This window comes from Streptomyces sp. NPDC007875 (assembly GCF_042868035.1).
Classification (GTDB): Bacteria; Actinomycetota; Actinomycetes; order Streptomycetales; family Streptomycetaceae; genus Streptomyces; species Streptomyces antimycoticus.
The window spans coordinates 66,204-84,849 of sequence record NZ_JBIADZ010000016.1 but is presented as its reverse complement, the minus strand read 5'-3'; the positions used below and the strand labels follow the sequence as shown (position 1 = coordinate 84,849).

Annotated in this window: 15 protein-coding genes and 1 pseudogene; 5 read left to right on the top strand and 11 right to left on the bottom strand. The window is 72.5% G+C overall.

Going from position 1 to position 18,646, the window contains the following annotated elements; all coding sequences use genetic code 11:
- Positions 1-116: 116 nt before the first annotated feature.
- Positions 117-818 (top strand): annotated as a pseudogene (locus ACFYOY_RS29435) (cytochrome P450); the annotation flags it as partial.
- Here ACFYOY_RS29435 and ACFYOY_RS29430 read toward each other — a convergent pair.
- From ACFYOY_RS29430 to ACFYOY_RS29420, 3 genes are read right to left on the bottom strand one after another with little or no spacing between them, the layout of a single operon-like run.
- Positions 808-1,071, bottom strand: coding sequence for a non-oxidative hydroxyarylic acid decarboxylases subunit D (locus ACFYOY_RS29430; protein ID WP_014058059.1), 264 nt, complete (start codon positions 1,069-1,071; stop codon positions 808-810). The pseudogene ACFYOY_RS29435 and the gene ACFYOY_RS29430 overlap by 11 nt on opposite strands.
- A gap of 32 nt (positions 1,072-1,103) precedes the next feature.
- Positions 1,104-2,528, bottom strand: a complete 1,425-nt coding sequence (locus tag ACFYOY_RS29425) for a non-oxidative hydroxyarylic acid decarboxylases subunit C (RefSeq protein ID WP_351885417.1) — start codon at positions 2,526-2,528, stop codon at positions 1,104-1,106.
- A 30-nt stretch (positions 2,529-2,558) separates the two neighbouring features.
- Positions 2,559-3,152: a non-oxidative hydroxyarylic acid decarboxylases subunit B gene (locus ACFYOY_RS29420; RefSeq protein ID WP_351885420.1), complete on the bottom strand. Its 594-nt coding sequence runs from the start codon at positions 3,150-3,152 to the stop codon at positions 2,559-2,561.
- Positions 3,153-3,287: 135 nt separating this feature from the next.
- Here ACFYOY_RS29420 and ACFYOY_RS29415 point away from each other — a divergent pair, with 135 nt between their 5' ends.
- The gene (locus ACFYOY_RS29415) at positions 3,288-4,178 is read left to right on the top strand and encodes an AraC family transcriptional regulator (protein WP_388590557.1); all 891 of its coding nucleotides are present in this window, start codon (positions 3,288-3,290) and stop codon (positions 4,176-4,178) included.
- 166 nt (positions 4,179-4,344) lie between these two features.
- Here ACFYOY_RS29415 and ACFYOY_RS29410 read toward each other — a convergent pair whose 3' ends face one another.
- A complete protein-coding gene (locus tag ACFYOY_RS29410; protein ID WP_388590555.1) occupies positions 4,345-6,405 on the bottom strand; it encodes a phosphocholine-specific phospholipase C in 2,061 nt (686 codons plus the stop codon).
- A gap of 398 nt (positions 6,406-6,803) precedes the next feature.
- Between ACFYOY_RS29410 and ACFYOY_RS29405 the strand changes: the two genes are divergently transcribed.
- Positions 6,804-7,610, top strand: coding sequence for a SigB/SigF/SigG family RNA polymerase sigma factor (locus tag ACFYOY_RS29405; protein WP_351885429.1), 807 nt, complete (start codon positions 6,804-6,806; stop codon positions 7,608-7,610).
- Between the two features lie 132 nt (positions 7,611-7,742).
- On the opposite strand, the gene ACFYOY_RS29400 is transcribed toward ACFYOY_RS29405, so the two are convergent.
- Entirely contained in the window at positions 7,743-8,129 is a 387-nt protein-coding gene (locus ACFYOY_RS29400; protein WP_351885432.1) for a TraR/DksA C4-type zinc finger protein, read from the bottom strand.
- Between the two features lie 82 nt (positions 8,130-8,211).
- On the opposite strand from ACFYOY_RS29400, the gene ACFYOY_RS29395 reads away from it, so the two are divergent.
- Positions 8,212-9,324, top strand: a complete 1,113-nt coding sequence (locus ACFYOY_RS29395) for a CapA family protein (RefSeq protein ID WP_351885435.1) — start codon at positions 8,212-8,214, stop codon at positions 9,322-9,324.
- A 10-nt stretch (positions 9,325-9,334) separates the two neighbouring features.
- Here ACFYOY_RS29395 and ACFYOY_RS29390 read toward each other — a convergent pair whose 3' ends face one another.
- The 5 genes from ACFYOY_RS29390 to ACFYOY_RS29370 are packed head-to-tail and all read right to left on the bottom strand — an operon-like array spanning position 9,335 to position 14,533.
- Entirely contained in the window at positions 9,335-10,354 is a 1,020-nt protein-coding gene (locus ACFYOY_RS29390; protein ID WP_351885438.1) for a lysylphosphatidylglycerol synthase transmembrane domain-containing protein, read from the bottom strand.
- 20 nt (positions 10,355-10,374) lie between these two features.
- The gene (locus ACFYOY_RS29385) at positions 10,375-11,592 is read right to left on the bottom strand and encodes a glycosyltransferase 87 family protein (RefSeq protein WP_388590552.1); all 1,218 of its coding nucleotides are present in this window, start codon (positions 11,590-11,592) and stop codon (positions 10,375-10,377) included.
- On the bottom strand, positions 11,589-13,076 hold the full coding sequence (gene mptB, locus ACFYOY_RS29380) for a polyprenol phosphomannose-dependent alpha 1,6 mannosyltransferase MptB (protein WP_388590550.1): 1,488 nt from the start codon (positions 13,074-13,076) through the stop codon (positions 11,589-11,591). The genes ACFYOY_RS29385 and mptB overlap by 4 nt, the downstream gene beginning before the upstream one ends.
- Positions 13,077-13,097: 21 nt before the next feature.
- Complete coding sequence (locus ACFYOY_RS29375) at positions 13,098-14,339, bottom strand: FAD-dependent oxidoreductase (protein ID WP_351885444.1); 1,242 nt, start codon at positions 14,337-14,339, stop codon at positions 13,098-13,100.
- The gene (locus tag ACFYOY_RS29370; protein ID WP_059148697.1) at positions 14,336-14,533 is read right to left on the bottom strand and encodes a ferredoxin; all 198 of its coding nucleotides are present in this window, start codon (positions 14,531-14,533) and stop codon (positions 14,336-14,338) included. The genes ACFYOY_RS29375 and ACFYOY_RS29370 overlap by 4 nt, the downstream gene beginning before the upstream one ends.
- Positions 14,534-14,883: 350 nt before the next feature.
- Here ACFYOY_RS29370 and ACFYOY_RS29365 point away from each other — a divergent pair, with 350 nt between their 5' ends.
- On the top strand, positions 14,884-16,830 hold the full coding sequence (locus ACFYOY_RS29365) for an FUSC family protein (RefSeq protein ID WP_351885447.1): 1,947 nt from the start codon (positions 14,884-14,886) through the stop codon (positions 16,828-16,830).
- A gap of 155 nt (positions 16,831-16,985) precedes the next feature.
- Here the strand turns inward: ACFYOY_RS29365 and ACFYOY_RS29360 are convergent, their stop codons facing one another.
- Positions 16,986-18,479, bottom strand: coding sequence for an AlkA N-terminal domain-containing protein (locus tag ACFYOY_RS29360; RefSeq protein ID WP_351885450.1), 1,494 nt, complete (start codon positions 18,477-18,479; stop codon positions 16,986-16,988).
- Between the last annotated feature and the right edge of the window lie 167 nt (positions 18,480-18,646).

The following is an 18,646-nucleotide window of genomic DNA, read 5'->3' as shown; positions in this document are numbered from 1 at the left end:
ACAGCTAGTTGCCTCTATCACCCCAAAGGGGGGCGACGACAGGTCCGATGTATCTGGAGTTGCTTTGCTTAATTCACGCGCTTTAAAGTGACCGCGACAGAGCTCACCGGAAGACGAACGGCAAGGTCCTCGTCTCCGCCGTGGCCACACCCGAGGACCGGAGCGCCGCGCACACCAACCTCTACGAGTACCTGGACCAGTTGGTCGGGGAGAAGCTCGCCAAGCCGGGTGACGACCTGCTCTCCGGCCTCGGCCGGCAGATCGCGGCGGGCGAGCTGACCCGCCGCGAGGCCGCCGCGATGGGCGTGCTGCTGCTCCTCGGCGGGCACGAGACCACGGCCAACATGATCACCATGGGGACGCTGCTGCTGCTCCAGCACCCCGAACAGCTCGCCCGCGTCCGCGAGGCCGACGACCCCAAGGTGATCGCCTCCGCGGTGGAGGAACTCCTGCGCTACCTCAGCGTCGTCCACCTCGGACGCCGCCGGACGGCGCTGGAGGATATCGAGATCGCCGACCGGACCATCCGGGCCGGTGAAGGGGTGATCCTCCTCGGCGAACTGGCCAACCGGGACCCGGCCGTCTTCCCCGAGCCGGACCGGCTGGACATCGGCCGGGACGCCCGCCACCATCAGGCGTTCGGCGTGGGCACCCATCACTGCCTCGGCCAGCCGCTGGCCCGGATGGAACTCCAGGTGGTCTACCCCACCCTGCTCCGCCGCGTCCCCACCCTGCGGATGGCGACGGACCTGGCGGACATCCCCTTCAAGTACGACGCGGTGATCTACGGAGTCTACGAACTCCCCGTCACCTGGTAGCCGCCCCGGCGCCGGGCATACGCAGCGGCGGAACGGCCGGGACCTCCGGCGCGGTGCCGATGTCCTCGGGCGTCAGCATGAACTCCTCGGGGTAGGCGTCGCGCCGGGTGCGCCGTGCGGGCTCGGTGGTGCGCCACATGTACAGGCACCGCCCGCACTGGAGCACCTCCCAGACGCCGGGGACGGGGGAGCCGGTGATGTGCTCGATCGTCTCGTGGGCACAGCGCGGGCACAGGGGCATGGTGTCGGACATCCGAAGTCCTTCCGTGGTGTGGGGTGGTGTGGTCAGCGGGCGGCGGTGAGCTTCTGCAGCCGGGCCAGCCACTCGGCCGTCTCGGGCAGATCGCGCACCTGGGTGCCGTAGGTGCCGCGGCGGTCGGGGGCGACGGGGGTGGTGGCGTCGAGGATGAGCTTGTCGGTGATTCCGGGGGTGACGGCCTGCGGGGCCAGCTCCAGCACCGACAGGTTGGGGATCTGGACCAGATCGCCGGCCGGGTTCATCTTCGTGGACAGCGCCCACATCACCTGGGGGAGGTTGAACGGGTCGACGTCCTCGTCCACCACGATCACGGTGGCCGCGTAGCCGAGGCCGTGCGGAGTGGTCAGCACCCGCATGCCGACGGCCTTGGCGAAACCGCCGTAGCGCTTCTTGGTGGACACGATGACGACCAGCCCGTGGGTGTACATCGCGTTGACCGCCTGGACCTCGGGGAAGTCGCGGCGCAGCTGCTTGTACAGCGGCACACAGGTGTTGGCGGCGATCAGATAGTCCACCTCGGTCCACGGCATGCCGAGGTAGAGGTGTTCGAAGACGGGGGCGGTGCGGTACGAGATCCGGTCGATGCGGATCACGGGCATGTTCCGGCCGCCGGAGTAGTGGCCGGTGAACTCGCCGAACGGCCCCTCGATCTCCCGCTTGCGGCCCTCGATGACACCCTCGATGACCACCTCGCTGCCCCACGGCACGGGCAGCCCGGTGAGCGGGGCCCGGGAGAGCGGGGCGGGAGCGCCGCGCAGGGCGCCGGCCAGCTCGTACTCGTTCTGTTCGTACTCCATCGGGGTGGACGCCACGATGGAGATCACCGGCTCGTTGCCGAGCGTGATGGCCACGGGCAGGTCCTCGCCCCGCTCCTCGGCGGTGTGCAGATGCTGGGCGATGTCATGCATCGGCACCGGCTGGATGGCGAGCGTCCGCCTGCCCTTGACCTCGATGCGGTAGATGCCGACGTTCTGCTTGCCGCTGTGCTCGGGGTCGGCGGGGTCCTTGGAGACCACGGCGGCCTTGTCGATGTAGAAGCCGCCGTCGCCGTCGTTGAGCCGGATCAGCGGAAGCACCCGGAAGATGTCGGCGTCCTCGCCCTCCAGGGTGTTCTCGGCCCACAGCGGGTTCTCGCGCCACTCGGGGGCGACCGGGAAGGTGTCCCAGCGGCGGATGAACTCCTCGACCTGCTCCTTGGTACCGGTCTCCTTGGGCAGGCCGAGCGCGAGCGCGTGATTGGCCCAGGAGCCGTGCACATTGAGCGCGATCCGCGCTTCGGTGAAGCCCTTGATGTTGTCGAAGTACAGGGCGGGGGCGTGGCCGCCCAGGCGCGGGGCGGCGTTCGCCGCGGCGGCGATGTCCGGCTCCGGCATCACCTCGTCGGCGATGTGCAGCAGTTGACCCTCCTCCCGGAGGGTGTCGAGAAAGGCGCGGAAGTCGTCGTAGGCCATGGGAACTCCAAGTGGGGGCGGGGCGGGGGATCAGGCGGCGGTGGGCTTCGGGCCGCGGGCGGCGCGCATGCCCTCCCACCGCTTGGCGGCGGGTGCGGGCAGATCGAACTGGTCGAGGAGGCGGGCAGTGAGGTGGTCGACGATGTCGTCCACCGACCGGGGGTGGTTGTAGAAGGCGGGCATGGGCGGGACCATCCGCACGCCCATCCGGGAGAGCGCCAGCATGTTCTCGAGGTGGATCTCGCTGAGCGGGGTCTCCCTCGGTACGAGGACGAGCCTGCGCCGCTCCTTGAGGACTACGTCCGCGGCGCGGCCCACCAGACCGTCGGCGTATCCGGCGCGGATCCCGGCGAGGGTCTTCATCGAGCACGGCGCGATGACCATGCCGTCGGTGCGGAAGGAGCCGGAGGAGATGGTGGCGCCCTGGTCCTCGGGGGAGTGCGTCACCTCGGCGAGCTCGGCCACCTCGCGGGCGGACCGGCCGGTCTCCAGCTCGATCGTGGCGCGCGCCCAGCGGCTGAGCACCAGATGGGTCTCCACCCCGGGCAGCTCGGCCAGCGTCTCCAGCAGACGGACGCCGAACACGGCACCCGTTGCTCCTGTCATGCCCACGATCAATCGCACGGTGGCGCGCTCCCTCGGCTGCGGTCGGTGGAAGGAAAGCGGTGATCCGGGGACTCTTTCGGTCACCCGTTCATCGCAACGCACTCCACGCTAGATGCGGACCAGGGCACACCAGCCGTACACTGAGGACGCGCTATGGACACAAACGGACACCGTGATGTCACCGAGGTTCCGTTCCGGCCCTCCGTGGGAGCCCCGCCGGGAGCGGCCGTCCTGGATTTCCCCGGGCTGGCCGCCCGTGCCCGGAGCCATGGCCTCGATGTCCACGCACCGATGCGGCTCGCCTTCCACCAGCTGATCACCGTGCGCTCCGGGGTGCTGCGCTGCTCGGTGGACTTCACCGAGCACGAGCTGACCGAGGGCGGCTGGATGTGGGCACGCCCCGGGCAGATCCACCAGTTCCACTCCCCGCTCGGCGCCGCGGAGGGCGCCGCCGTGCTCTTCCCGCCCGGCTATCTCGCCACCGCCACCGCCGTGGTCGCCCGGCTGGACCGGCCCGCGTCGCGGTCCCCGCTGGTGGTTCCCGAAGGCGTCGACGCCGAGGCCGTCCGCGGCGTCCTGGACCTCCTGGAGAGCGAGTACCGGACGGTGTCCGGGCCGCTGGAGGCGCATGTCGAGGTGGTGCGCCACCTCGTCGCGGTCCTCGTGCTGCGGCTCGCCCATCTGCCCGGCGCCCAGAGCGGGGACACGGCGGCCGGCGAGGCGTTCCGCCGCTTCCAGCAGGCCGTGGAGCGCGACTACACCCGCAGCCACCGGGTCGAGGACTACGCGGCCCGGCTGGGCTACAGCGTCCGCACCCTGACCCGTGCCACCCGCGCCACCGCCGGATGCGGCGCCAAGCGGTTCATCGACGACCGGGTGCTGCTCGAGGCCAAGCGGCTGCTGGTGCACACCGATCTGTCCGCCACGGCCATCGGCGAGCGGCTCGGCTTCCCGGATGCCACCGTCTTCACCAAGTTCTTCCGCCGCCGGGCGGGCGAGACCCCGGCCGGCTTCCGCACCCGCGCCTCGGGCACCCGGCACTGACGGCCCGGGACCCGCACGCGGTACATGAGGGCCGTCCGAGGTATATGAGGACGTCGGGGCGGTGTGCGAGGGCGACAAGGACCGTACGCGGCGGGGAGACGCACCGCGCGCCCGTCCGGCGGGGAGCCGCCGGACGGGCGCGCGACGAGGGGCCGGTGGCGGTGGTTCAGTCCGCCGAGAGCGCGGGGTCGCTCATCCCCGCACGGCCGGTCTCCACATGCCCGGCCAGCCGGCGCAGATAGCCGCTGTCGTGGTCGGAGACCACCGACAGGTCGTACCACTGGTGGCTGCGCCCGGTGCGCACGGTGTGCACCACCCGCGCCCCCGGCCGAAGCCGGTAGTGCACCGGCTTCTCCTTCTCGTAGCCGTCCGTGACGGTGAGCCGCACCGTCGCGTCGCCCTGGTTGACGAGGGTCAGCCCGACTTCCCCGGTCGCCCGGTCGTGACGGGCGCTCACCTCGGGGCCCGTGTCGGTGGCGTGGCCGGTGAAGTGGCGCAGGAAACCGGCCGGACCGTGCACCTGGAAGTCATAGGCGCCCTGGTCCGCCGAGGAGCGCTGCCAGCTGCCGGACAGCCGCTTGCCCGCCTCGACGGTGTAGCCCCACGGCCCGCCCGCATGGCTCGCGGAGGTCACGTGGAAGTGCGCCCCGGCGCCCCGGCCGTGGTTGACGAAGTCGACCCGCAGGCCGCCGTCGGCGGCGGTCGTGGCATCGGCCGACAGCTCGTACGGCAGCGGCCGGGCGCGGCGCAGCCCGGGCTCCTGCCGGGGCAGCGAGGGGTGCTCCGGCAGCGCCGGCACGTAGTCGGGGTGCCGGTCGTTGTCCTTGGGCCGGTAGCCGCTGGTGTCCGGCATGGCCGGGACCTTCAGGTCGGTCCGCGAGAAGTCGAAGGCCGCGGTCAGGTCGCCGGACACCGCCCGCCGCCACGGCGAGATGTTCGGCTCCTGGACACCGAAGCGCCGCTCCATGAGCCGGATGACCGAGGTGTGGTCCAGCGTCTGCGAGCACACCCAGCCGCCCTTGCTCCACGGCGACACCACGAGCATCGGCACCCGCTGCCCCAGCCCGTACGGGCCCGCGGGCTGCGAGGAGGAGCCGGGGAACAGCTCCCCGGCGGTGTCCACGGTCGAACCGCCCCGCTTGTCGCCGGGCGCGTACGGCGGCATCACGTGGTCGAAGAAGCCGTCGTTCTCGTCATAGGTGATGAGCAGCGCGGTCTTGCTCCACACCTCGGGGTTGGAGGTGAGCGCGTCCAGCACTTGCGCGATGTACCAGGCGCCGTAGTTGGCGGGCCAGTTGGGGTGCTCGGTGAAGGCTTCGGGCGCCGCGATCCAGGAGACCTGGGGCAGCTTCCCGGCCTTCACATCGGCCCGCAGGATGTCGAAGAAACCGTCGCCGTTCTTGGCGTTGGTGCCGGTGCGGGCCTTGTCGTACAGCGGGTCGCCGGGCGAGGCGTTGCGGTACTGGTTGAAGAAGAGCAGGGAGTTGTCGCCGTAGTTGCCGCGGTAGGCGTCGTCGATCCAGCCCCAGCCGCCGTCCGCGTCCAGCCCGTCGCCGATGTCCTGGTAGATCTTCCAGGAGATCCCGGCCTTCTCCAGGCGCTCGGGGTAGGTGGTCCAGCTGTAGCCGGCCTCCGCGTTGTCCAGCACCGGGCCGCCGCCCTTGCCGTCGTTGCCCGTGTAACCGGACCACAGGTAGTAGCGGTTGGGGTCCGTGGAGCCGATGAACGAGCAGTGGTAGGCGTCGCAGATGGTGAAGGCGTCGGCCAGCGCGTAGTGGAAGGGGATGTCCTCGCGCGTCAGGTACGCCATGGTGGTGGCCGACTTCGAGGGGATCCACTTGTCGTACGCGCCGTCGTTGAACGCGACATGGCCGTCGCCCCAGCCGTGCGGCAGGTCCTGCAGGAACTGCAGTCCGAGGTCGTTCACCTCTGGCCGGAACGGCAGGACCTCCTTGGAGCCGTCCGACTGGTGCCATACCGGCTTGCCGTTGGGCAGCCGCACCGGCCGCGGATCGCCGAATCCCCGCACCCCGCGCAGGGTGCCGAAGTAGTGGTCGAAGGAACGGTTTTCCTGCATCAGCACCACGATGTGCTCGATGTCCCGCAGGCTTCCGGTCCGGCGGTTGGCGGGTATCTCCGCGGCGCGCGCGATGCTGGCGGAGAGCAGGGAGGTGGCCGCACCGGCCCCGGCCAGTTGCATGAATCGTCGACGATCGAAGGAGGTCATGGCGCTCCGGTCTTCTATGGCGTGCGAGGGGAAGTAGCGGAATCGGTGCAGTCTGTTCCGCCGGGACGGTACGGACAACGGCAAATGGGCGAAACGGCGGGAAAGCCTCCGTAAATCTTGATCGCGGGCTGAAACTCTGCCGCGCCCCCCGTGCACGCTTCCACCGCTCCTACCGGCGCCTCCCGGACCGTTGTGACGCGTGACGCATCGGATGAGCCGGTATCCGCCGGGGCGAACTCCGTTTCGCGGGGCCGAAGGCGGGCACGCGAGCAGTGTGCTTCGGACCGGAGGCGCGCCACGGGAGCAGCCCGGCTGGGCAAGGCGTGTTCACGGTCGCCCGAGTTGTCTGGAATGTCTCCCGTGGTGACACGGACAACAGTCAAGGGAGGCACCGGCTCATGACGTCCGTACAAGCACATCCCCGAGCCCACCCCAAGCATGCGCACGACGACGCCCCCGACACCTCCGGCGCCTTCCGCCGGATCGCCGAACTGCCGGACGGCTCGCAGAAGGAGGCCCTGCGGGAGGAAGTCGTCCGGGCCTGGATGCCGATGGCCGAGCGCATCGCCTCGCAGTACCGCAACCGCGGTGAAACGCCCGAGGACCTGCGGCAGGTGGCCATGGTCGGTCTGGTCGAGGCGGTCAAGCGCTATGAGCCGGACCGGGGTTCGGCCTTCGAGGGCTACGCCGTCCCGACCGTCGTCGGCGAGGTCAAGCGGCACTTCCGCGACCACATGTGGGGCCTGCACGTGCCGCGCCGGGTCCAGGAGCTGCGCAACCGGGTCCGCACCGCCGCCCGGGAGCTGACCCGCTCACCGGACGACCGTTCGCCCGGCGTCAAGGACATCGCACGGCACACCGGCATGGCCGAGGAGGACGTCCTCGTCGGCATGGAGGCGCTCGAGAGCTTCCGTACGCTGTCGCTGGACGCGGCGCTGCGCGGCGCGGACGACGGCTACGCGCTGGTGGACACCCTCGGCTCCACCGAGTCCTCCTACGAGCGGGTGGTCCAGCGTGAATCCCTCGAGCCCTGCCTGCGCAGGCTCCCCGAGCGTGAGCGGGAGATTCTCTACCTGCGGTTCTTCTGCGACGAGACCCAGAGCCGGATCGCCGACCGGCTCGGCATCTCCCAGATGCATGTCTCCCGGCTCATCAGCCGCACCTGCGCCCGCCTGGGCGAGGAGGTGGGCGCGCGTGCCGCGTAGCGCCCCCGTCCCCGGCGACCGCGCCCCTGGTGGCCACTGCCCCGGCGACCACCGCCCCGAGCCCAGACGCCGTGAGCGGGGACGCCGTCAGCGGGGACGCTGCGAGTGAGGACGCCCTGAGCGGGGCGTGCCTCATCCACCCGGTCCCGCCTCCCGCTCCTCGGCGCATACGACACACAGCTCCGTGTGGGGCAGGGCCAGCGACCGCTCCCGGCCCTGAGGCCGGCCGCATCGCGTGCAGATCCCGAAGGATCCGGCGCGCAGCCGGTCGAGCGCCGCGACGGTCCGCTCCAGCAGGGCCTCATCCGCCTCCGCGCGCGTGCGCAGCTCCCGGAGCGTCATGGCCTTCGCGCCCGTGTCCCCCGCGTCGAGATCGCAGTCCGCGCGCAACGCGGACGCGGCCTCCTCCGTCCGGGCGAGCTGCGACCGCAGCCGGTCCGCCTGCTCCGAGAGCCGGGCCGCGGCCTCCTCCAGGTCCCGGGGCCGCAGCGGGCTCTCACTCGTCTCCGCTCTGTTCATCCGCCGCACCTCCCTGTGCGTCCACCCCCGGGTCCCCGCCATGGCGACGGTCACTCATGGCGGGCTATGCGATCGTTGAGATATGTACGGCACGGCGGTGACGCTGTTCCTCTGCGGCGATGTGATGCTCGCCCGCGGTGTGGACCAGATCCTGCCGCACCCCGGTGACCCGGAGCTCCACGAGCCCTTCATCCGCGACTCCCGGGCCTATGTCGAGCTGGCCGAGGAGGCCAACGGCCCGATCCCGCGCCCGGTCGACTTCTGCTGGCCCTGGGGCGACGCCCTGGCGGTACTGGACGAGGAGGAACCCGATGTGCGGGTGCTCAACCTGGAGACGAGCGTCACCCGCAGCGGTGAATTCGCCCCGGGGAAGGACGTCCACTACCGGATGAGCCCGGACAACCTCCCCTGCCTGACCGCCGTCCGGCCCGACGTCTGCGTCCTGGCCAACAACCATGTGCTCGACGGCGGCCGGCGCGGGCTGGAGGAGACGCTCGACACCCTGGCGGCGGCCGGACTCCGGGTGGCCGGGGCGGGCCGTGACGCGGCCGCCGCGCGGCGCCCCGCCGTCGTCCCGGCCGGTGACCACCGCCGGGTGCTGGTGTTCTCGTTCGGCGTGGCCTCCAGTGGCATTCCGGGCCGGTGGGCCGCGGCCGGGAACCGGCCGGGGGTCGACTTCCTGCCCGATCTGTCGGACGCCCGCGCCGCCGCGATCACCGACCGCGTACGGCAGCTCAGCCACCCCGGCGACATCGCCGTCGCCTCGGTCCACTGGGGCGGCAACTGGGGATACGGCGTCTCACCGGACCAGATCCACTTCGCCCATGCCCTGATCGACGGCGGTGTGGACCTCGTCCACGGCCACTCCTCCCATCACCCCCGCCCGCTCGAGGTGTACCGCGGCAAGCTGATCCTCTACGGCTGCGGCGACGTGGTCGACGACTACGAGGGCATCGGCGGCCACGAGCAGTACCGCGACGATCTGCGGCTGCTCTACTTCCCCGAGGTGGACCCGGACACCGGCCGCCTGATGAGCCTGCGCATGGTGCCCCTGCGATCACGACGGATGCGGCTGGAGCACACCGGCCACGAGGATGCCGCATGGCTGGGCGCGACCCTCGACCAGGCCGGATCCGGCCTCGGCTCGCATATCGACGTCCGGCCCGACGACGTCCTCACCCTGCGCCGGCCCTGACCCCGCCGGGTCAGACGATCTTCGAGCGCACCAGCCCGCCCAGCACCAGCGCCCCGGGGATCAGCGGCAGCCATACCGTGATGAAGCGGTACGCCAGCACCGTGGACGTGGCCGCCTCGACCGGCGCCCCCGCCGCGACCAGCGCGATGACCAGCGCCGCGTCGACCGAGCCGATACCACCGGGGGAGGGGACGACCGCGGCCACCGCCGTGGCGGCCAGATACGCGAGCATCACATGCGCCGGCCGCACCTCGAGCTCCAGCGCCAGGGCGACCGCCACCAGCCCCGCCGCCTGCAGCAGGGGAAACGCCAGCGAACCGCCCCACAGCGCCAGCGCCCTGGACGGCCGCATGTGCAGCGACCGGGCGTCGGCCATCGCGGTGCGGAGAAACCTCACCACGATCCTGCGCACCGGACGGATCAGCGCCACTCCGGCCACCAGCGCCCCGGCCGCCACCACCGCGCCGGCCACCACCATCCCGCTCACCGACTCCGGGAGCAGCGGGCCCAGCCGCAGCGCCTGGGGAAACACCAGCAGCAGCACCACCAGCAGCCCCACCCGGGTCGTGGCCTCCGCCAGGAAGTACAGGGCCAGCGCCGCCGAGGAACGGGCGGGCGGCAGCCCGCAGCCGGTCATGAACCGGATGTTCACCGCGCTCGCGCCGATCCCCGACGGCAGCAGATGATTGGCCGCTCCCGCGGCGAACTGGGTGGCGAACAGCCGCCTGGCCGGCAGCCGCTCCAGCACTGTGCCCTGCCGGGCGAATGACACCGCCACCCAGCCGAGCCCGGTCGTGGCCAGCGCCGTCAGCAGCCAGTACGGATTGGCGGTGAACATCTGACGGGCCCCGGAGCCGATCAGCGACCGGTGCTGGACCACCCAGTAACCGACGACGAGCAGCGGCAGCAGGCACAGGATCCGGCGCAGCGGCAGCCGCCGGAGCAGGGCCCAGCGCCCCGCCCGCTCCTTGGGGTGCTCCTCGGGCTGGTCCAGGGGCTGCCCCGTGGGGCACGGCATCACATCAGGCATCGGTCCGGACACTCCTCTGGTCATGGGATACGTGCCGGATACGGCTCTTGGCTCAGCATGTTCGCGGAACGCCCGCCGCGCAGCGGGAGCGCGATCAGCAGGCCGAGGCAGATCCACACATAGGCGTTGCTGCCGAGGAAGCCGTCCACCCCGGTGGAGTCGAACCGCCACAGCCACACCACGCTGCTGCAGAGGAGCACGTACACCACCGCACAGATCCGGAGCAGCAGCCTGCGCCGGGCCGGTGGTGCGTCCGGCCGCAGCCCGCTGTCGACGAGCACCGCCAGGGCCGGAATCAGCCACACCAGATGGTGCACCCAGGTGATCGGGCTGATCAGACAGGCGGCGACCCCGGTCAGCGCGAATCCGGCCCGCTCGTCCCCGGCGGCCGCCGCCCAGCGCACCCGGCGCGCCCAGACGGCCAGCACGGCGAGCACCCCGAGCCCCCACACCACACCGCTCGGCGGAACCGGGTCGACCAGCCGGGCCAGCACCCCCTCCCACGACTGGTTGGAGACGTAACTGAGCACACCGATCCGGTCGGTGTCCCACAGCGCCTCGGTCCAGTAGACCCGTGAGGCCCCCGGCGCCACCGCCAGGGCGAGCAGGGTGGCGGCCGCGGCGGTGGCCGTCGCCGTGGCGGCGGCGCGCCAGCGCCGGGTGATCAGCAGATAGCCGATGAAGATCGCCGGGGTGAGCTTGATGGCGGCGGCCAGTCCGATACCGCACCCGGCGAACCGGCCGCGCCCCGTGGACAGCAGCCAGGCGTCGAAGAACACCAGCACCAGCAGCAGCAGATTGACCTGCCCGAAGCTGAAGGTGTCCCGCACCGGCTCCAGCAGGGCGAACAGACAGGCCGCCACCACGAAGGCGAACCACTTGTTCCAGCCGTGCCGGCGGACGATCGGGCCGATCAGCCAGGTCAGCAGGGTGGCCGAGGCCGCCACGTTGAGCACCATGCTCAGGGTGATCGCGGCCGGCCAGTCGAACAGGGCCATCGGCAGCATGCACAGCGCGGCGAAGGGCGGATAGGTGAAGCCGTAGTCGGCTCCGTCCGCGCCGGGGATGGTGAAGTCGTAGATACGGCCGTCCCGCAGCCAGTGGCCCACGGCGCCGTAGTAGACGTTCAGGTCGAACCAGTCGCGGTGCAGCGGGACGAAGGCCAGGAAGAGCCCCACCGCCACGGTGAGGGCGAGCGCCAGTACCAGCCGTCCGCGAGATGTGGTGGGCCCCGTCATGCCGAACGCTCCGATCGGTGGCCGCCGTGGAGGGCGGAGAGCGGGGTGCCGGTGGCGAACCCCGGTGCGCGCCGTGCGCACCACAGCGCGCACACCGCCAGCACGCCCCCGCACACGGCGAACGTCAGCTGCCGCGAATCGGGCGCGAACCCGTTGGGCAGCACGGCCAGCGTGAGCACCCCGCTCCCGGCCACCACTGCCTTGCGCACCGTTCCGCCCGGCCCGGCCGCCGCGATCACGAACAGCCCCCACAGCACGTACCAGGGCCGGATCGCCGGGCCCAGCACGGCCACCGCCATCAGGCTCAGCCCCAGCGCGTACACGGGCCGGGGGCGGGGTGGACGCAGCCAGGCGATCCCTACGGCCACGGCGGTGGCCAGCAGCCCCAGACCGTGCCACGCGGGCGCGGCCAGCGGAGCCAGACCGCTGCCGACGGCCTGCAGCAGGGCGCCGGTGGCGCGGCCCAGGGTGCTGGTGAGCGCCCAGTTGTCCGGTGAGGCCGGGGTGGTGAGCGCGGAGATCCAGCCATAGCCGGTGCCGGCGACGGCCGTCGCCACTCCAGTGGTGGCCAGGGCCAGCGCCCCGGTGGCCGCCACGGCGCCGACGCGGCGCCTGCGGCCCTCCACCCGGCGCACCCATAGCGTGGCCACCGCCAGCAGCCCCAGCGCGGCCGGAGCCTTGACCAGGGCGGCGAGCGTGACCAGCACCGCGCCGCAGGCCGGCCATCGGCCCGTCGCGGCCACCAGCCCGGCCCCGAGCAGCCCGAGCATCACGGCATCATTGTGCGCCCCGCCCACCAGATGCAGCAGCAGGAGAGGGTTGAGCGCCCCCAGCCACAGGGCGGCGCTCGGGTCGGTGCCGCAGCGGCGGGCCAGAATGGGCAGCGCCAGAACCATCACCGCCACACCGAGCAGCGCGATCAGCCGCAGCCCGATCACCCCGAGGGACGGCTCGGCGCGCGAGGCGTGGGCGACGGCGGATTCGAAGGCCAGCGAGACCGGGCCGTACGGCGTCGGGGTGTGCTGCCACACCGGCGCCACCTCGTCCGCCAGCGGCCCGCCGAGCCGTATGGGGCCGTGGGTGTAGACATCGATGCGGGCGTGCACCATGGCGCCCTGGGCGAGATAGCTGTACACATCCCGGCTGAACAGCGGCGGCCCGGGCAGCAGCGGAGCCGCCCAGGTGGCGAGCGTGAGCAGCAGGGAGCGGGGCCCGGGCGGCCGCGGTCCGCGCACCTCGCGCCCCAGCAGCCACCACGCCGCGACCAGCAGCACCAGCCCGAAATAGGTGCTGATCAGCCCGAGCGCCTCTCTCTGGGAGTCAGGGGTGAGGGCGTCCCCCACCGGCAGCGCTCCGGCCGCCGCCCCGCCCGCCGCCAGGGCCATTGACCCAGCGAGCCCGAGAAGCCGGCAGTGACCCGGAGCGACGGCGACACCTTGGACGAGAACACGACGCAGCACCCCGCCAGGGTCGCGAGAGCGCATGGCCGGAAATTGACGTCGCGGTCACCGGAGACTGGCCGAGAGGTGTCGGCCGGGCCACACCGCAGGCGGGGTGGGCAGGATCGATGTCCATGGTGCCCGGTCGACCACGAGTTGACGCAGTTTGCGCAGCTCGCACGGGCTGTTCCAGCCGAGCACCCCGACCACCCGGCCGCGGTGTCCGTAGGCCACGACGAAGTGGCCGCCTTCGAGCTCGCCGTGGAGCACGGCGAGCTCGGCATCGGCGGGGAATATGCCGTACGCCTGGATATGGGCGTCGTACTGGTCGGTCCAGAAGTACGGCACGGGGGCGAACGGTTGGCCCTCGCCGAGCACATTGCGGGCGACGGCCTGGGCCTGTTCCGTCGCGTTCAGCCGGTGTTCCAGCCGCATCCGGCAGCCGAAGTGGTCGTTGTGCCACGAGGCGACATCACCGGCCGCGTAGACACCGGGCGCGGCACGGCAGGTGGGATCGCATTCGACACCGTTGCCCAGCTCCAGTCCGGATCCGGCCAGCCAGCCGATCGCCGGGGCGGCCCCGATGGCGACCACCACGACATCGGCGTCGAGCAGCGTGCCGTCGGTCAGCTCCAGACCGGTCACCCGGCCGCCGGACTCGAAGAACCGCCGCACCCCGGTGCCGCAGCGCATGGACACGCCGTTCTTCGTGTGCAGCCGCCCGACGAGACCGGCGATCCGGTCGCCGAACTGCCGCCGCATCGGCACCGGCCGGGGGTCGATCATGGTGACGTCCAGCTGCATCCTGCGGGCCGCCGCCGCGGCCTCCGAGCCGAGGAAACCCGCACCGACCACCGCCACCTTCACATCGGGCTTGTGGCGCAGATCGGCGCGCAGCGTGAGGGCGTCGTCGAGGGTGCGCAGCAGATGCACCCCGGCCAGATGGTGGGCGCCGGGCAGGCTGTTGGGGGTGACGCCGGTGGCGATGACCAGGGCGTCGTAGGAGACGCTGTCGCCGCCCTCCAGCACCACCCGGCGGGCGGCGGTGTCCAGACCGGTGGCGGACTTGCCGAACAGCAGCCGCGCGTCGAGGTCGGACAGCTCCTCGTCGGTGCGCAGCTTGATCCGGTCCGGCTCCCAGGTGCCCGCCAGGATCTGCTTGGACAACGGCGGCCGGTTGTAGGGGGTGTGGGGCTCGTCGCCGATGAGGGTGAGCCTTCCGTCGTATCCCAGGGTGCGCAGCGTGACGGCCGCGGTGAGCCCCGCGACCGAGGCGCCCACGACCACGACGTTCCCCGGTGTGTTCACGCGTCGGCCAGGGCGATGGCCAGGGCGGGGCAGACGGCGGCCGCTTGACGCACGTCGTCGTGGAGTTCCGCCGGCGGGCGATCGTCGAGGAGGACGGCGACACCGTCCAGGTCCCGCTGGTCGAACACGTCCTGGGCGGCGAGCACGCACTGCCCCGAGGCGACGCATTTGTCCTGATGCAAGGTCACCTGCATGGCGTTCTCCGGCACTGGGGGATCAACGGAAGTCGGTTACCAGACGAATGTTCGGTAACGGGCGGAAGGGAGGCTAGTTCTCCTGCGTACCCAGCACAACACGCTCCGCAAGAAGCTGGCCACGCAGCGAGACATATGAGCCTGGCATGTGCACCCTGGGCAGGCCGTCCGGCCGACCCGGGGAGTCCGTCCAAACCACCAGGTCACACCCGGGTATCCGGGTCGCGGACCGCCGTGGCGCGAGGTGGGGCATCAGCGCCTCACATGGCGGAAATACGCAGGTTACGAAAGTTCCGCATTGCTCACGTACGGTTCGAAGAGGCCCACGATTTCCACCTCACGGAGGATCCTTGCGCACGTTGCCCACACCGCCCGACTGGCTGACGCACCCCCTGCGCGGGGATCGGGCGCTGCGGGACCCCATACCCTGGGCGGCGGTGGCCCGCGGAGCCCTCGGCGTGGGACCGGTGGTGGCCGTTGGCGTGGCGTCGGGACATTTGCCCTTCGGGATGCTTGCCGGGCTGGGGGCCATGTTCGCCCATGTCAACGACCGCCCCGCCACCCGCGCCACCCGGATCGTGCGCATCGGCCTACCCGCCCTCGCCGGGACCGTCGGCCTGCTGACCGGGGCCTGGCTGGGCACACTGGGCCTCGGGATATGGATCGCGCTCGCCCTCGCCGCCGTCGGACTGGTCTCCGGCGCGATCAGCGCCATCGGGCCGGTCAGCTCCGCCGCCGGGGTGCAGCTGATGGTGCTCGCCGTGGTCGGCGCGGGCATGCCCGTCCCGGTGCCCCCGCCGGTCAAGGCGGGCCTGCTGCTCATCGGCGCCGTATGGGTGATCGCGATGGCCACGATGCTGCCACGTGTCATCCCCTCACGTCAGACCGCGCCCTCCGGTGAACGGGAAACGGTGGCCGCCGTATACGACGCCCTGGCCGACCTGATGACGGCGGTCGGCACCGAAGGCGGCCAGGCCGCCCGGCGCCGGCTGACCGCCGCCTACGACGCCGCGTACGGAGCCCTCTACGCCCACCGGCTCCCCTTCCACCGCCTCGACGAGGAGGAGCGGCGGCTGCGCGACCGGCTGGCGGTGGCCGGAGCACTCAGCGAAGGCGTCCTGACCCTCCTGTGGGAGAATGGACCGGTACCCGACCGCGTCGCGCGCACCCCCGCCCAACTGGCCCGCTCGGTGCGGACCGGACTGCCACCGGGCCGGCTGCCCGCCCCCGTACCCGACACCGCGGGCAATGTGGCCATGCACCGGGCCGTGCTGCTCGCCGCCCGGGTCTTCGACGGCGAACCGGCGCCCCCCGTCGGCGCGGTCGTCCCCGGCCACCGGCAGCGGCTGCGCCGCGCGCTCGGCCCGGCGGGCCGGGAGTACGCCGCCCGAGTGGCCCTGTGCGTGGGCGTCAGCACCGTGCTCGCCCAGCAACTGCCGGGCGAGCACTGGTACTGGCTCCCCGCCACCGCCGCCTTCCTGGTCAAGCCCGACATGGGCCCGCTGGTCTCCCGGGCCGTCTCCCGCGCGCTCGGCACCGCCGTGGGCGTGGCCGCCTTCGGCGGGCTCGCCACGCTGTTCAGCCCCGGCGCGGGCGCCACTCCCGATGCGGGCGCCCCCGCCATCTGGCCGGTCGTCGTCGCGGCGGTCTGCTCCGCGCTGATCCCCGTCTCCGTACGCCACTTCGCCCTGCAGACCGCCGTGCTCACACCGCTTCTGCTCTCCCTCGTCTACCTCGGCGGCGACACCGACCCCGGGTTCACCCGGCTCACCGACACGCTGCTGGCCTGCGGTGTGGTGCTGGCCGCCGGAGCGCTGCCCGGACTCGGCGGGCCGCGCGCCCAGGTGTCCGTGCGACTGTCGCTCGCCGTCCGCGCCACCCGCGACCACCTGGACCGGGTGCTGACCGCGGAAGCGCCGTATGCCACCCGGCTGCGGCTGCGCCGCGAGGCCTACCGCGCCCTCGCCGACGCGCGCAGCGCGGTGGAGGTGGCCAGCGCCGAACACCCGCCGTTCGGCCGGGACCTGGCGGCATGGGCGCCGGTGGTCTTCGCTCTGGAGGAGATCGTGGACGCGGCCACGGCCTGCGGCGTACGCCTCGATCAGGGCGCCCCGCAGCCCGAGCCCGCCCTCGCGGCCCGGCTGCGGGCCGCGCTGTCCGACCTGGCCGACGCCGTCGCCGCCCGCCGCCCCCCGACGGATCTCGTCCTGCCCGCGGGGGCGGCGGTGGGAGACTGCGCCACCCTCGCCGATGTCACCGCCGGGCTGCGCAGGGCCCGCGACCTGGCGGCGGGCTGAGCCCGCGCACCCTCACCGGCCCGGCAGCGGATTGCCCGGCGCGCATGCGGTACGCCGTCCTGCCCCGCGCACCTTGAGAACACACGTCACCGCCGCCGCCATCACCCACACCGCCGTACCGACGACTTGGTGGGCGCGGTTCCGCTCGGGGGCGCTCACTCGGGCCGGGCCCGCGGGGCGTTCCAGAGGTGGTGCATGGCGTACGAGCGCCAGGGCCGCCAGCCCTCGGAGTCCTCCAGATGCGCCCCGGCGCCGCGGGCCCCGGCCAGCACGGCGACATCCGACTCCAGCAGCACATCGGGGTCGCTCAGCGCCCGCATCCGGACGTAACCGGCCGTCCAGGGACCGATGCCGCGCAGCCCCAGGAGCTCTTTCTCGGCCCGGTCGCGGTCGGCCCCGGCGTCCAGCCGCACCGTGCCGTCCGCGAGCGCGGTGGCGAGCGTGCGGAGCGTGGCGCGTCGGCTCTCCGGCATGCCGAGCTCGGTGAGCGGCGCCTGGGCCAGATCCTCCGCGCGCGGGAAGAGATGCGTGAGCCCGCCGTCGGGCCGCGCCAGAGGCTTCCCGTACGCGGCGACCAGCGCATCGCCCAGCACGCGCCCGGCGGCCACCGAGACCTGCTGGCCGAGCACGGCGCGCACGGCGAGTTCATGGGGGTCGGCGGTGCCCGGGGAACGCAGCCCCGGCCGCGCGCCCACCAGGGGCGCGAGTGCGGCGTTGGCGCCGAGGCGCTCGGCGACCGCATACGGATCGGCGTCCAGGTCGAACAGGCGCCGGATGCGCTGGATGGCGGTGGTCAGATCGCGCAGCTCGGTCAGGCGCAGCCGGCACTCCAGCCAGCCGTCGCCGGGCCGTTCGTCGATCTCGACGATCGCGCAGGCGTGCGGCAGCCGCAAGGTGCGGCGGTAGGTCCGGGCGCCTGGGGTGCCCACCATCTCCTCCAGGCCGGTGAGGGCGCGCCGGGCGAGATAGTCGAAGACCTGCGTGGTGTCGTACGGGCCACGGTAGGCGAGCCGCAGCGGCACCCCCGCCGTCCCGCCGTTCGTCCCCAGCACCCCGCCGGTGGCCACCGCGGGCCCGGACAGGGAGGACTTCGCGGGCCGGGCGGCACGGAGTTCGGTGGGGGTGGCGGCGTAGATCTCGCGCAGCGTGTCATTGAACTGCCGGACGCTGGAGAATCCGGCCGCGAAGGCGATCTCCGAGGCCCGCAGGGCGGTGGTCTGCAGCAGGATCCGCGCGGTGTGGGCGCGCTGCGCGCGGGCGAGCGCGACCGGCCCGGCGCCGAGCTCGGCGGTGAGCTGCCGCTGCACCTGCCGGGCGCTGTAGCCGAGCCGCGCCGCGAGCCCGGCCACTCCCTCCCGGTCCACCACCCCGTCCCCGATCATCCGCATCGCGCGGCCGACGGCGTCCGCCCGCGCGTTCCAGTCGGCGGAGCCGGGCACGGCGTCCGGCCGACAGCGGCGGCAGGCCCGGAACCCCGCGCCCTGCGCGGCGGCCGAGGTCGGGAAGAACCGGACGTTCTTGCGCCGGGGCGTGGTCGCGGGGCAGCTCGGTCGGCAGTAGATCCCGGTCGTGGCGACACCGAAGAAGAACTCGCCGTCGAACCGTGCGTCGCGGCTGCACACCGCCTCGTACCTGCTGTCGTCGCTCATCACACCTCCACTGTGCGCCCTGGCAGGGGAAGCGTGCTGGCGGAAATCGGACATGGCGCTCCCGGCCCTGTGGGCGTGGGGGAGGGGCGTGCGTGGGCGGGTGCCGGCGAGGGCCGAGGACGATGACGTCGGGCAGGCCGCGGTGGTCGTGATGGGCTTGGGCGATC

Excerpts from the sequence above, each read along its gene's own strand:
- ACFYOY_RS29410 (WP_388590555.1), bottom strand. The coding sequence starts at position 6,405 with ATGACCTCCTTCGATCGTCGACGATTCATGCAACTGGCCGGGGCCGGT.
- ACFYOY_RS29400 (WP_351885432.1), bottom strand. The coding sequence starts at position 8,129 with ATGAACAGAGCGGAGACGAGTGAGAGCCCGCTGCGGCCCCGGGACCTG.
- ACFYOY_RS29390 (WP_351885438.1), bottom strand. The coding sequence starts at position 10,354 with ATGCCTGATGTGATGCCGTGCCCCACGGGGCAGCCCCTGGACCAGCCC.
- ACFYOY_RS29425 (WP_351885417.1), bottom strand. The coding sequence starts at position 2,528 with ATGGCCTACGACGACTTCCGCGCCTTTCTCGACACCCTCCGGGAGGAG.
- mptB (WP_388590550.1), bottom strand. The coding sequence starts at position 13,076 with ATGCGCTCTCGCGACCCTGGCGGGGTGCTGCGTCGTGTTCTCGTCCAA.
- ACFYOY_RS29405 (WP_351885429.1), top strand. The coding sequence starts at position 6,804 with ATGACGTCCGTACAAGCACATCCCCGAGCCCACCCCAAGCATGCGCAC.
- ACFYOY_RS29385 (WP_388590552.1), bottom strand. The coding sequence starts at position 11,592 with ATGACGGGGCCCACCACATCTCGCGGACGGCTGGTACTGGCGCTCGCC.
- ACFYOY_RS29430 (WP_014058059.1), bottom strand. The coding sequence starts at position 1,071 with ATGTCCGACACCATGCCCCTGTGCCCGCGCTGTGCCCACGAGACGATC.
- ACFYOY_RS29360 (WP_351885450.1), bottom strand. The coding sequence starts at position 18,479 with ATGAGCGACGACAGCAGGTACGAGGCGGTGTGCAGCCGCGACGCACGG.
- ACFYOY_RS29415 (WP_388590557.1), top strand. The coding sequence starts at position 3,288 with ATGGACACAAACGGACACCGTGATGTCACCGAGGTTCCGTTCCGGCCC.
- ACFYOY_RS29395 (WP_351885435.1), top strand. The coding sequence starts at position 8,212 with ATGTACGGCACGGCGGTGACGCTGTTCCTCTGCGGCGATGTGATGCTC.
- ACFYOY_RS29370 (WP_059148697.1), bottom strand. The coding sequence starts at position 14,533 with ATGCAGGTGACCTTGCATCAGGACAAATGCGTCGCCTCGGGGCAGTGC.